The following is a 12791-nucleotide window of genomic DNA, read 5'->3' on the forward strand; positions in this document are numbered from 1 at the left end:
TCGTTCCTGCCGGGATGCTCCTGGTTGGTCCCTTCGGCCGCCACCCGAGTCACAGCGGGCATGCCGCCGAACGGCGGGCTGTACCTACCGCCGAGTAGGGCCTTTCTCCACGCGGACCGATCAAGATGACTTGCGTCACCCCGATGGGAGGGTTGCGCAGAGGTTACTGTCCGGTAGTTTGCTCGCCACTGTGACGTCCATCTCACGCCTAGAAGGAGGAAGGTTGCGACGTGTCGCGAGCCTGGTGCTGGTCGGCCTGGGCATCTTCACGCTGACGCTCGGAGCAGTGCTCCGGTTCTACGTCTACCCCGAGCTCGCCGTCGTGCCGCTCGACCAGAAGACGGAATCGGTTGCTCAGGGTGCCGCGCGGGTCTTCTACCCGAAGGACCTCGTGGTGAAGGATGCTCAGCTCACCGCCACGCGCAAGGTCGAGAGCAACCGCGCTCGCCCCGAGGTCGAACGCAACGGTTCCGTGATGGTGTGGGATCAAGGCCTGCTCGTCACCGATTCCAACAACACGATCGTGTCCGCGGTCAAGCATCAGGTCTGCCTCGACCGGCACACGAACATGGCTGTGCCGAAGTGCAGTGAGCAGTACGTGACGGACAACAAGGACGGCCCCACCGACGACGACCGCGCGGTCAAACAGGAGGGCCTGAACTACAAGTTCCCGTTCGGCACCGAACAGACGGACTACCCGTACTTCGACCTCACGGTGCGCAAGGCGACCACGGCGCGTTTCCAGGGCACGGAGACGCTCGGCGGTCTCGAGGTCTACAAGTTCGTGCAGGAGATCCCGCGCACGAAGCTGCGCGAACAGGAGGTGCCCGGCTCGCTGGTCAACAGCACCGAGGCCTCCGTGACGGCGAGCCGGTACTACCAGAACACCCGTACGTTCTGGGTCGAACCGCTCAGCGGGATCATCGTCAAGGGCTCGGAAAAACAGAAGCAATTGCTCGTCGGACCGGACGGCAAGGACGGCACCGTCCTGCTCGACGGAACGCTGACGTTTACCGACCAAACCGTCAACGAATCGGTTCAGCGCGCCACCGAGGCGCACGACAAACTGAAACTGATCAGTTCGACCGGACCGTTGGTTCTCGGCGGTCTAGGTTTGGTCATGTTGCTCGGCGGAATTCTTCTCGGCGTTACCGGAAAGCGGTCGGCTAGGCACGTCGCCTGAGCACGACCACGAAGTTCCACGAGGCGAACTCCCGGACCACCGGTACGTGGGCGATCCATTTCGCCCACCACGGGTGGTACCGGGGGAACGTCTCGACCACGTCGGCGTCGGCACATCGGTACGCCCATTTCCGCACCGACCCGACGCTCACCGCGAAGAGGCTCGTGCCGAACTTGTTCTTCGGCGGCTTGCCCATCTTCTTCTCGTAACGACGTCGCGCAAAGTGACCGCCAAGGAAGTGCCACGGCGCGGTCTCGTGGCCGCCCCACGGCGAGAACCACGGCGTGTAGGACATGAAGACGATGCCTCCGGGCCTGGTCACACGGACCATCTCGGACAGCATCAGCCACGGGTCGTCGACGTGCTCCAGCACGTTGGACGAGTAGCAGACGTTGACACTGCGTGACCGGACCGGCAGCGCAGTACCGCTCGCCCTGATCATTCCGGGGTCGGGTTCACCGCGTGCTGACAGTTCGCCGACGTCCGGGTCGAGCCCGAGATAGACGGCGCCCGCGGCACGGAACGCCTCCGCGAAGTAGCCCGGCCCGCCACCCACGTCGAGCACGGTCGCGCCTTTCAACGGCGCATATGCGCCAAGTTGACTGACTGAGTCGTCAGCCAGAATCCGATAAAAATAGTTTGGGTCCGTTTGCTCTTTCAAGAAAGCCCGGAAAAGGCGCACGGAACGACTGAAGGTTGGCCTGTGGTAACTTTCCCGGCCACCAACTGAATCGATCTCGACCATTGCCACTTCCCGCATTCCGTCTAATATGGCTACCTAGCAGTAACCTAGCATCCAGGAGACACTGATGTCGCGATGCCCGGATAACCGTCCGAGCGTTCTGCTGGTGAATTGGCGCGACACCAGACACCCCGAGGGCGGCGGCTCCGAACGGTACGTGGAGCGCATCGCGGAGGGGCTGGCTCAGCTCGGCTACCGGGTCGCCATTCAGTGTGCGGACCACGGGCGCGCGCCGCTGGGCAACTGGGTCGCGGGCGTCCGCTTCCGCAGACGCGGCAACAAGTTCACCGTCTACCTGCACGCGCTGCTGGCCATCCTGCGGTCGGACGCGGATGTGATCGTCGACGTGCAGAACGGCATGCCCTTCTTCAGCCGGCTCGTGGCGCGCTGCCCGGTCCTCGTCCTGGTGCACCACGTGCACCGCGAGCAGTGGCACAGCGCGCTCGGCCCGTTCTTCGGGCGGATCGGCTGGTGGATCGAGTCGTGGCTCGCGCCGCGGCTGTACCGCAAGTGCCGGTACATCACCGTGTCCAACGTGACGCGCAACGAACTGGCGGCGCTCGGGATCGAGCTGCGCCGCACGGTCGTCGTGCCGAACGGCCTGGACGCCCCGCCCGCGGTCGTCGCGCGCCCGGCCCAGGAGCCGGTGCTCGTCGCGGTCAGCAGGCTGGTGCCGCACAAGCGGCTGGAGCACGCGATCGACCTCGTCGCGCGACTGGCCCCGGTGTGGCCGAAGCTGCGGCTGGAGCTGGTCGGCGAGGGCCCGTGGAAGGAAGTGCTGCGGCAGCACGCGATCGACCGCGGCGTCGCTGACCGCGTGGTGATCCACGGGTGGGTCGACGAACACCGCAAGCACGAGATCCTGGCCGGCTCCTGGGTACACCTGTGCCCGTCGGTGAAGGAGGGCTGGGGCATCGTGATCATGGAGGCGGCGGCGCACGGCGTGCCGACCGTCGCATACCGGTCCGCGGGCGGCGTCGCCGAGGCGATCGTCGAAGGCGAGACCGGCTTGCTGGCAGGAGACTTCGACGACTTCACCAAGCACGTCGACGCCCTGCTGCGCGACCACCCGCGCCGCAAGGCCATGGGTGCGGCGGGCCGGGAGCGGGCGCAGAAGTTCAGCTGGGAAGAGAGCCTGGACGCGTTCGAAAGCGTCCTGCACAGTGTTTTTGCCGACCCCCTGTCGGGGGCCCGCCCCCTCCGACCATCAGGTCAGTCTGGGCGGCCCATCCTCGACAACAGCCGCGTCGCACAACAGGTCGAGTAGCTCACCGGCCGAGCCGGCACTGAAGTCGCGCCTGCGGGCGCGCACGGTCACCGTGGTGACCTCCCCTGCCGTCACCACGCCGAACGCGACACCCGAGCGCCCGCTGGCGCTCGGGTAGAAGCGCAGCGCGCGCACGCCGGCGTCGGCCACGCCGAGGTTCGACACGAGGAACGTCGAGCCGAGTCTGGATGACAGCAGCCGCATCCCGAGCTGTGCCAACGGGTTCGTCGCCTTCGGAAAACCCGCCTCCGGCGTCGCTGCGGCCAGCAGACCGCGCACGGTGTCCTCGTCCGCGCCGGACGGCAGACGGAGCCTCAGCAGCGCGCTGGCGGCCTCAGCCTTCAGATCCTCGCCACCACGCCACGACGCGCCGATCGCGGCCACCACGCGGTCGCTGCGGGCGTTCCAGCGCCGCACGGCGTGCAGTGCCGCCCAGGTGAGCCTGGTGCTGCCCAGCTTGGTGCGGTGCAGCTCCCTGCTGACGAGATGGTCGCCGGCCTCAGAGGCTCGCTGAGTCGGCTGAATGCGCGTCGGCGGCGCGAAAACGGCCTCGCGCAGGCGATCGGCCGTGTTGAGGAGAAAAGACCGCGTGGGAACCCGTTGCGCCACACCGGTCGCGGAGCTGCGCACACGTTCGTCCAACGCCGTACCGAGGAGCGCGAGCAGGCCGAGCCCGTCGACGGCACCGTGGTGCGCGGCGATCATCAGCCGCTTGTCGTCCACGGCGACCCGGATCAACGGTTCGCCCTCGCGGTAATGGGAATCGGCGAACTCTGCGCGCGTTTCGTCCCAGTTGGACGGTTCGCTGACGGCGAGCCCCAAGCGCCGGGACACGGCGCCGGGGTCGAGCGCGTCGGAGAGGTCCGCCTCCAGCAGGATGCTCCAGGAGGCCTCCGGGTCACCGGAGAACCTCACCGTCACCTCGAGCCGTAGTCGATGACCTCCGGCTCCGCCGCCTGCTGCTGGAGCTCGACGACCTTGTCGGGGTGCTGCGTGTTCACCACGATCGCCCCGACACCACCCGCGATGCCCGCGCCCGCGAGCACCACGAGCAGGGTTACCACCACGCCCACGACTACTCCTCACTTTGGGGTGGCAGGAATCTACCGACCAGTAACCATCTCCACAACAGGCTGGCGCAGATCAGTGACCCAGCTGCGATCCAGGCGAGCACAACGGGCGCAACGGGTGGTCCGTCCGGAGCATTCGGCGCTCCTCCGGGAACCCGGTACAGCGCGAGCTCCGGTCCGTCGTGGACCTTCTCCAACCGGGCCAGCAGGTTCGGATCGACGCGACCGGGCGTGCCGTACTCGACGAGCACCCAGCCGAATCCGTCGAGCGTGGCGAGGTCGCGCGCCCGCGGATCCTCACCGCTGATTCGTTTCCCGCCGACCTGCAGGGAGTCCTCGACAACCGTCGTGCCGGGCAGGAACCGCGGCGCGGGGTCGAGCTGCGTGCGCCGGTCGTTCCAGTCGAACCTGCGGAACGCCTGCGCCGGCAGCACGGCCACGTCGCCCGGCTGATCGACGAGGAGATCCCGCACCTCGGACCATTCGGCCGGATAGTCGACCGGTTCGAGGCGCCCGAACCCGCCCCACGCCAGGTCCGGCAGCAGCGCGATGAGCAGGACCGGAACGACCAGCTTGGCCTTCAGTCGCTCCGCCGCCATCGCGAGACCGAGCGCGAACGGCAGCGCCCACCACGCCACCCACTTCTGCGAGTCCCGCAGCAGACCCGCGCCCGGCACGTGGTCGATCAGATAGCCCAGCAGTGCCGTGCCGCCGGGCAGGTTCGCCGCCACCGCGATGACGAACCCGAAGGCGCCCAAGGCGATCAACGGTTTGGCGAACGGCACCCGGCGCAGCCCGATGAGCGCGATCGCGGTGAGCACGACCGTGATGACGGGCAGCACCGGGTTGGCGCGGCTGTCCGGCACCACCTCGGCGTTCCACACGCCGCCGAGCCCGAGCACGCTGAGCAGCGGCCCGCCCCAGTTCTCCCCCCGCGCGCTGAACGCCGCGACGCCGGCCGGGTCGCTGAGTCCGTTGTGGAGCAACGATGGCACCCACCAGGGCGCGTTGAGCACGATGCCGATCGCCAGCACATGCGGAATCTTCTTGCGGCCCGCAGTGGCCAGTGCCGTGCCGAGCGCCAGGATCCCGCCGGGCGCGGACAGCACCGCGGGGAGGCTGGCGAGCACCAACCCGGTCCAGTCGCCGGTCTTCTTGAGCTTGAGGCCCGCTTTCGCGACCCACGGCAGGGCCGCGTAGCCGAGCAGCAACGTCCAGTGGCCCAGGAAGAGGCGTTCGGCGACGTAGGCGTTCCACACGTACGCGACGGCCGCGACGATCTTCACGGTCGTACTCTCGGACGGCACGAGCTTCGCCGCGCCCAGGGCACCGCCGAACAGGATGGCCATCAACGCCAGTTTCTGGACGATCTGACCGGGCACGACCGTGGTCGTCATCGCCACCAGCGCGTCGACCGGAACCGCTCGGGGGATCGCGCTGCCCAGGCCGAACGCCTCGGCGTTGAGCGGCTGGCGGGGCGTGAACACCATGTCGTAGACGAGGACGTAGCCGGGCAGCAGCACGGGCGCGAGCACCGCGAGGGTGATCGCGGCGCACGTGGCGTAGAGCTTGAGTCCGTTCGGACGCACTTCCGCCCTCTCCGGTCGTCCTGCCGTTACAGTCGCCGAAACTACCGGCCAGTAATAGCGGAAGGACATGGCGTGGCCGCTCCGGCTTCGACCACCGCTCGCCTGGACGCTCTACTCATCACCGGTGCCCTCCTGGGTGCCAACGCGGCGAGCTACGTGCTGACCATCGCCGCCGCGCGCGCTCTGGCGCCCGCGGTGTTCGGCGAGCTCAGCGCGCTGCTGGCGCTCGTCGTGATCGGTGTGGTTCCCGCGATGAGTCTGCAGACCGTGGCGGCTCTTCGCGTGACGACACTCGGACCACGTCCCCTGTTCGGGCTGGGTTTGAGCGTCAGCGCGGGCATGACGGTCCTGACCTTGCTGCTGACCCCGCTTCTGACGAGCCTGCTGCACCTCAACGGCCCGTGGCCCGGCGTGTGGCTGGCGTTGTCGCTCGCCCCCATGACCGTGCTCGGCGTGTGTCACGGCCTGTTGCAGGGCAACCGCCGGTTCGGCGCACTGGCCCTGCTGGTCGCCCTGGAGGGCCTCGGCAAGGTCGGCGGCGGTCTGGTCGGGTTGTTTGTTTCCCCAACGTCGACGTCCGTGCTGGCGGGCACGGCGGTCGGCTCCCTGCTCGTCGTCTTCACGGGCTGGACGCTGTGCGGCCGGCCGTTGCCGCTGCGCCCTCTTGGTGGCGCGGAGGTGTTGCACACGGTCCAGGCGATGCTCGCGCTGGTGTTGCTCGTGAACCTCGATCTCGTGCTGGCCCGGCACCAGCTCGCCCCGAACGAGGCCGGCGAGTACGCGGTCGGCGCGGTCGTCACGAAGATCGCGTACTGGCTGCCCCAGGCCGTCGGCGTGCTCCTGTTGCCCCGCATGGCGGACGCCGACGAACGCCGCCGCACGCTCCCCCGCGCCCTCGCGGTGTGCGCCGGGCTCGACGCCCTCGTGGTCGCCGGGACCGCGCTTTTCGCACCGCTGGGCGTCTCGCTGATCGGTGGCGCGTCGTACCGGGCGCACGCCGTGCCGCTGTGGGAGTTCGCTTTGGTGGGCTCGTGTCTGGCTCTCGTACAGCTGTTGCTGTTCGCGCGTATCGCCAGTGGTGACCGGCGGTCGACCGGTGCGGTGTGGATCGCCGTGGCGGTCGAGGTCGCGCTGATCACCCTGTGGCTGCACGGTTCCACGGGTCAGGTGGTGACGGGGGCGTTGATCGCCACCGGGTCCCTGGTCGTCGCCGGCTTCGTGATCGAACGCCGGAACACGCTTGAACCGGTTGCGGCGCAGACCCGTTGAGACTCCTGTGCGCCGTACGAACGCGGCGCCGGGGGAACCAAGGGGAGAACAGAAATGCGCAAGTACATCGGGGTCTTCGCTGCCATCGCCGGCTGCACGCTCGCACTGACGAGCCCGGCCAGCGCTGCGACGAACTTCTTTCGTATCAACCAGTTCGACAGCAAGCTGCCGCTCACGGCCGAGTCGGCTTCCGAAGGCGCGCGCGTCGTGCTGTCGGGGATCAACCAGTTCAACTTCCGCCAGCAGTGGAGCATCAAGACAAATGCGGGCACAGCGGCGCTGACCTACGTGTTACGGCAGAAGATCTCGTCGAACGGCCAGCTGGTCGACGGCTGCCTCGACCTGCCCAGAGACGTGAACCGCGACCAGCAGCAGCCGGGTGAGGTGCTCGTCGTGCGCAAGTGCGACGGCTCGAACTCGCAGAAGTGGTTGGACGTCAACACGAACTCGTCCACCGGCACTGTCAACCTGGAAAACTCGCTGAGCCTCATGAAGCTCGACGTCGTGAACAACGTGGCGGTACAGAAGTTCGTGTCGTCACCCAGCCAGCGGGTCTTCAAGGTGTTCGTCACGTCGGCCTGAGCCGGGCGGCGCGCTCGTACACGATCTCCAGACCGTCCTCGTCGTCCCACTGCTCACCGACCTCGGCGAACCCGTACTGCGCGGCCAGCCGGTACGACGCGACGTTGTCGGGGCTGATGGTCACCCGGACGGTACGTACGTCGGGCTCTTCGCTCGCGCGGTGCAGCAACGCTTCCAGCGCCGCGCGGGCGTAGCCGCGCCGCCGGTGCGCGGGGTCGACGGCGTAACCGATCTCCACCATGCCTGCCGCGTCGGGCGGCCCGTGGTAACCGGCCCTTCCGACGGCGAGCCGCCGCTCGGCGTCCCAGATGACACCGGTGACCCACGCGGCGCTCGCAGGGTCCTCGTCGGCCTGCGCCGCGCGCATCCGCCACACCCCACGTGCCTCGGGCCGGGCGAGGTAGCTGGACAGCAGCACGGGACTCGCCGCGTTGGCCGCCTCCAGATCGCCGACGGCGAGCGCGTGGAAGACCGGGCCGGTCAGGTGAACGATGGTGATCACAGCAGCCACCATATGCAGCGCCGCAACCGGCTTTCCCGGGCATATTCGGATGCGACGTGGACATCCGGCTGCCACTCTCGGCACCATGTTCGACGACCTGGTAGCCGAAGCCGAGTCCGTGCCCACCGAAGGCTGGGACTTCTCGTGGTTCGACGGACGGGCCACTGAGGACCGTCCGTCCTGGGGCTACCAGAAGATCCTCGCCGACCGCATGGCGAAGGCCGAGTCCGCATTGGACCTCCAGACCGGCGGCGGCGAGGTGCTCGCGGGCATCCCGGTGAAACCCCGCACGCTCAAGGCGACGGAGTCGTGGCCGCCCAACCTGGAGATCGCCAAAGCCAACCTCCCGACCGCCGAGATCGTCCTGCTGGAGAACGACGCCGACCTGCCGTTCCCGGACGAGCAGTTCGACCTGGTGAGCAGCAGGCACCCGGTGCACGTCCGCTGGGACGAGGTCCATCGGGTCCTGAAAAGGAACGGCACCTACCTCAGCCAAGACGTCGGCGCGGGCTCCGTCCGCGAGCTCACGGACTTCATGATGGGACCGCAACCCGTGCATCCGGCCCGCAGCCCGATGACGGCGGTCAGGAACGCCGAGGCCAGCAACCTCGAAGTCGTCACCATCAAGCAGGAGGCGACCAGGATGGAGTTCCACGACATCGCGGCCGTCATCGTCTTCCTGCGCAAGGTGATCTGGATCGTCCCCGGCTTCACGGTCGAGGCCTATCGCGACAAGCTCAGGGAGCTGCACGACTTCATCGAACGGCACGGCCCGTTCGTCGCGTACAGCCAGCGGTTCCTCATCGAGGCGCGGAAGCGGTGAGCATCAACTCGATCTCGTCGGCGATTCGCCTGCCCGTGTGGCACAAGACCAGCACTTGGCGGTCCGACACGGTCTGTGGTTCCACCAGGTAACTGCACAACAGCCCGCATGCCTCGAGCCGGGCGAGCAACTTCAGGGCGTAGTCGCCGTCGGGGTAGAGGACCCGAGTCGCCTCAGCGACCAGGGTCCGCCGGATCTTGCTACGCGCCTTGACCGGCACCAGCCACGTCGTAACCAGCAACAGGACCGCGGCCATGACGAACGCCGAGGCGGCGATACCGTGCTTCAGCCAGCCCGACCGGTCGACCTGCGACGAGAACTCCAGCCGCGCGACGAAGATGCCGATCGCCAGATACACACCTCCGTAGACCGCGGCCCAACCGGCGACCGCCGCGGCGGGGTGTTCAGCCCGGCTCAGGATCCACGTGTCTTCCTTGGCGGACCACAACTTCAGGGTTCTCCCCTGCCACCGGGCGACGAACAACGCGGGCACGACCACGATCAGCAGCCACCACGGGTTGAACGAGATCGTCCGCAATCCGTCGTAGACGTCCGGGAGCATCCCGCCGGAAACCGCGGCCACGCCGAAGACCCCGACAACGACGATCCACACCGTCGTCAGCGGCCGGCGTCCGATCGCTTTGCCGAGACGTCCGGACGCGTCGAAAAGCAACGCCAACGGTGTCTTGCGAACCGCGGGGATGCTGCCGAGCACGACGAGTACGATCGCCATTACGAGGATGCCGGCCAGGCTGACCGTCGCGGTGGACGCCTTCTGCGCCGTTTCGGGGTCGTCGTAGTGGTGCCGCCAACGGTCGGCGGCATAGATCCCGAGGGGGATCATCGGGCTCAGGAGCACGAGCCCGTGCAACATCGTGCCGGACCGCAGCGCCTCGTAACCGAACATCCCCAGCAGCAGCGCCGCACCTGCCGTCGCGGCCGGAGCGATGGCCCACACCGGCAGCAGCGTGAACATTGCGAGCACGAGCATCGCAACGCCGAGCGTCCCGGCCAGCACGGCGAGACCGTTCGCGACCCGGCTGCCCTTCGTCAGGCCGATGACCATCCAGTACGGCAGCAACGCACCACCCCGGATCGCCCTGGTCACGGGCTTCACGACGGCCAACCCGGACCGGTCGCTGTCCAGGACCGTCACGGCCGTGGCGGCCGCAGTGGCCGCCGTGCGGATCATCTGGTCGCTGCCCGCCTCGGCCTTGAGCGGCTCCCGGCCGATGCCCGCCCGGTCGAACGCCTGGAGGGCGTCGAGTCCCTTTTGGACGTTGGTGGCAAGGTCGTTGTCGAACGTGCGTGGCGTCGGCAGGTCGTCCAGCAGTTTCGCGTACTGAGTCACGAACAGCTCACCACGCGACCGTGAATTCGCACCATCGTTGGCGTCCGCGAGGATCGCGGCCCTCAGCGCCGGGAGCTCCTCGACGATGATGCGGACGTGCAGGCCCCACGCGGCCAGCTCGGCCAACGCGAGTGCGGAGGGTTCCAGGTCCTGGGCCGAGCTCGCCGCGTAGATCCTCGTCACCTCCGCCGTGGCCTTGTCGATCAACACGCGCAGTTCGGGGTCGTTGGGCGTTCCGCCGAACATCGTGCGGACCAAGCCGTCCACCAGATCCGCGGCACTGCCCTGCGGGTTGAGCTCGTGCCGCCGCCACAACCGTTCCGGGTCGAACACGATCTTGCACAGCATCGTGGCGGCGTCCAGCCTGCCCCAGATCCAGTCGTTCACCCGCCACGATCGCTTGAGGAACCCCGAGAACCGAGCCAGTGAGGCACCGCCGGCCTTGTCGTCCGGGGTCACCGACAGCTTGGCGAACGCGTTCTTCGTCTGCAGGCTCACCTGGGCGAGCTCGACGGGCTGGTCGAGCCCCTTCGGTGCCTCGTCGCCGAGACACGTCGCGGCGATCTCCAGCGCCAGCAGCCGCGACACCCACCCGAGCTTGCCATCGAGTTTCTTCTCGGCGTCGGTCAGATCCTGAAGAAGCAGCTTGTGCCACGGCTGCAGGTCGGCCATCTTCAGCTTCGGCTCGTCCAGTCTGATCAGCACGGATCTGGCCCGCTCGACGACGTCGCCGATCCGGTTGATGTCGACATGCAGCTTGTTTCCCTCGTCAGCGTCCGGTCCCACCATTCGCTGGGCGAAGTACGTCAGCCGGTCGGTCCAGTACACCGAGTCGAGCCTCGTCGACGTGGATCCGGTGAAGCCCGCATCCACCTGCTCGCGCAGGTTCCGGATGTTGCAGCGAGACATGTGGAGGTCCCTGCGCGCCTCCTTGATCTCCAAGTAGTCAGCATCCGACGTCACCCAGACGAGCCGCTTGAGCAGATCCAGCGCGGCGGACGCCAACCGTTCGGCCATGGTGAACCCCCACGGCCAGCCCTGGTCGTAGACGCATGTCGGCGGCACATCAGCAGGTACGTACGGCAACACCTTGGGGGACTTGAGGTAGGCGCGTTGTGCCTTCTCTGCGGTGAGGCGGACGCGCTCGAACGACCATCCCTCCTTGTTCGCCCCCGGAGTGTCGATCTGCTGCGTTGTGACCTCACGCGCCACGTACCGGATCATCAAGTCCTCGTAGTGGCTGCGCAGCCCCTTCGCGAGGTCGTAGATCTCCTTGACGAAGTCCGGCCCCTGCAGGCGTTCGAGCAGGTCGTTGCGTCCGCCACGCCGCGAGGCCGCCGCCCGGTTGTGGTCCTCCACCTTGTCGACGTACGTCCGGCCGCTCTGGCTGTAGAGGGCGGTCAGCAGGCGTCCGCCCGCGCCGACGATGGTGGGTGGTTTCTCAGTCGTGTCAGCGCGCGGCTCGTCGTTGGACACGGGTGCATGCGGGAACACGAGCAGCATGACGCGCCGCACGAGACCGTTCGCGGGCATCCGGTCGATCGCCTCGAGCGCCTCCTTCGTGGGCGTGTTCACCAGCACGCCGCCGTCGACGGCGAACCGCGACCGGTCGGTGCCGGCGGCGAACCAACTGGCCGCTTCGCCCATGTCGTCGTCGTCGCGCACCTGGACGAAGGAGGGCTCGAACGCGAACGGGAACGACGCCGTCGACCGCGCGGCGAGCGCGAGCCGATCGATGGTCTTCTCCAGGTCGCCGGTGAAGTCGGTGTTCTCGCCGTCTGTCCTCTTGTAGAAGTCGTCGGTCCAGCGACCGTTCGGTGGCTTGGCCCACTTGGCCGGGTCTCGCCGGAAGTTGAACACGCCCTGGTGCACGGTCTGGACGAGCGGTTGACCGAGGTCGTCGAAGGTCACCTTCGGCACACCGTTGAGCAGGGTGGTCGTGATGCGCAGGTCGATGGGCCGCTCGGAAGCGGGGCGCGGGACGAAGTCCTTGGTCAGCGCGGTGAACGCGGTGCGCAGCTTCGGCAGGAAGAACTCGTCGCCCTGCAGCAACGACATCGGTTGGCCGCTGAACGGTGGCCGCAGCAACTGTTCGAACGCACCCTGCTCCACCCACAGGTCACGCAGGCTGCTCAGGTCGGCCTTTTCGTTGACCTGGGACAGCGCGAGTGCCGCGCCGTTGATCCCACCGGCCGACGTGCCGGTGATGACATCGACCCGCGCGACGCTGCCGACTTCGTTCAGGAAGTGCTCGTACAGCCCGGCCCGGTTCGTCAGGCGGTCGAGTTCCAGGGCCACGCCGCCCATCCAGACCGCCAGGCTCACGCCGCCGTTCAGCACGACCGCGAACCGGATCTCCTCTGGCGCGACTTCCATGCCCCTAGATCGCCGATCAGCGGACCAGGGTTACCGC

Annotated in this window: 11 protein-coding genes; 5 read left to right on the forward strand and 6 right to left on the reverse strand. The window is 67.8% G+C overall.

Features of this window, described 5'->3' with window-relative positions; genetic code table 11:
- The first annotated feature begins 223 nt into the window (after window positions 1–223).
- Window positions 224–1183 carry a cell envelope lipid trafficking protein PgfA gene (gene pgfA, locus QSK35_RS04030; protein ID WP_285742327.1) on the forward strand — a complete coding sequence of 320 codons (960 nt, stop codon included), beginning with the start codon at window positions 224–226 and terminating at the stop codon, window positions 1181–1183.
- On the opposite strand, the gene QSK35_RS04035 is transcribed toward pgfA, so the two are convergent.
- Complete coding sequence (locus QSK35_RS04035) at window positions 1167–1865, reverse strand: class I SAM-dependent methyltransferase (RefSeq protein ID WP_285742513.1); 699 nt, start codon at window positions 1863–1865, stop codon at window positions 1167–1169. The two genes, pgfA and QSK35_RS04035, sit on opposite strands and share 17 nt — an antisense overlap.
- A gap of 166 nt (window positions 1866–2031) precedes the next feature.
- Here QSK35_RS04035 and QSK35_RS04040 point away from each other — a divergent pair, with 166 nt between their 5' ends.
- Complete coding sequence (locus QSK35_RS04040) at window positions 2032–3192, forward strand: glycosyltransferase family 4 protein (RefSeq protein ID WP_285742329.1); 1161 nt, start codon at window positions 2032–2034, stop codon at window positions 3190–3192.
- Here the strand turns inward: QSK35_RS04040 and QSK35_RS04045 are convergent.
- The 3 genes from QSK35_RS04045 to QSK35_RS04055 are packed head-to-tail and all read right to left on the reverse strand — an operon-like array spanning window position 3133 to window position 5851.
- Window positions 3133–4107: a hypothetical protein gene (locus tag QSK35_RS04045; protein ID WP_285742331.1), complete on the reverse strand. Its 975-nt coding sequence runs from the start codon at window positions 4105–4107 to the stop codon at window positions 3133–3135. The genes QSK35_RS04040 and QSK35_RS04045 overlap by 60 nt on opposite strands.
- Window positions 4108–4109: 2 nt before the next feature.
- Window positions 4110–4265: a hypothetical protein gene (locus QSK35_RS04050; protein WP_285742333.1), complete on the reverse strand. Its 156-nt coding sequence runs from the start codon at window positions 4263–4265 to the stop codon at window positions 4110–4112.
- A 2-nt stretch (window positions 4266–4267) separates the two neighbouring features.
- Entirely contained in the window at window positions 4268–5851 is a 1584-nt protein-coding gene (locus tag QSK35_RS04055; protein WP_285742334.1) for an MmpA family trehalose lipid delivery protein, read from the reverse strand.
- Window positions 5852–5923: 72 nt separating this feature from the next.
- On the opposite strand from QSK35_RS04055, the gene QSK35_RS04060 reads away from it, so the two are divergent.
- Complete coding sequence (locus tag QSK35_RS04060) at window positions 5924–7120, forward strand: polysaccharide biosynthesis protein (RefSeq protein WP_285742336.1); 1197 nt, start codon at window positions 5924–5926, stop codon at window positions 7118–7120.
- Between the two features lie 54 nt (window positions 7121–7174).
- The gene (locus tag QSK35_RS04065) at window positions 7175–7702 is read left to right on the forward strand and encodes a ricin-type beta-trefoil lectin domain protein (protein ID WP_285742338.1); all 528 of its coding nucleotides are present in this window, start codon (window positions 7175–7177) and stop codon (window positions 7700–7702) included.
- Here QSK35_RS04065 and QSK35_RS04070 read toward each other — a convergent pair.
- Window positions 7689–8204: a GNAT family N-acetyltransferase gene (locus QSK35_RS04070; RefSeq protein WP_285742339.1), complete on the reverse strand. Its 516-nt coding sequence runs from the start codon at window positions 8202–8204 to the stop codon at window positions 7689–7691. The two genes, QSK35_RS04065 and QSK35_RS04070, sit on opposite strands and share 14 nt — an antisense overlap.
- An 85-nt stretch (window positions 8205–8289) precedes the next feature.
- On the opposite strand from QSK35_RS04070, the gene QSK35_RS04075 reads away from it, so the two are divergent.
- Window positions 8290–9027 carry a class I SAM-dependent methyltransferase gene (locus tag QSK35_RS04075; RefSeq protein WP_285742341.1) on the forward strand — a complete coding sequence of 246 codons (738 nt, stop codon included), beginning with the start codon at window positions 8290–8292 and terminating at the stop codon, window positions 9025–9027.
- On the opposite strand, the gene QSK35_RS04080 is transcribed toward QSK35_RS04075, so the two are convergent.
- On the reverse strand, window positions 9005–12754 hold the full coding sequence (locus QSK35_RS04080) for a patatin-like protein (protein WP_285742343.1): 3750 nt from the start codon (window positions 12752–12754) through the stop codon (window positions 9005–9007). The two genes, QSK35_RS04075 and QSK35_RS04080, sit on opposite strands and share 23 nt — an antisense overlap.
- Between the last annotated feature and the right edge of the window lie 37 nt (window positions 12755–12791).

Origin of the sequence: Lentzea sp. NBRC 105346, assembly GCF_030269605.1 — a bacterium.
GTDB lineage: Bacteria > Actinomycetota > Actinomycetes > Mycobacteriales > Pseudonocardiaceae > Lentzea.

What these genes read in the sequence shown, in the direction of transcription:
- QSK35_RS04080 (WP_285742343.1), bottom strand. Translation starts at nt 12,754, where the DNA reads ATGGAAGTCGCGCCAGAGGAGATCCGGTTCGCGGTCGTGCTGAACGGC.
- QSK35_RS04065 (WP_285742338.1), top strand. Translation starts at nt 7,175, where the DNA reads ATGCGCAAGTACATCGGGGTCTTCGCTGCCATCGCCGGCTGCACGCTC.
- QSK35_RS04075 (WP_285742341.1), top strand. Translation starts at nt 8,290, where the DNA reads ATGTTCGACGACCTGGTAGCCGAAGCCGAGTCCGTGCCCACCGAAGGC.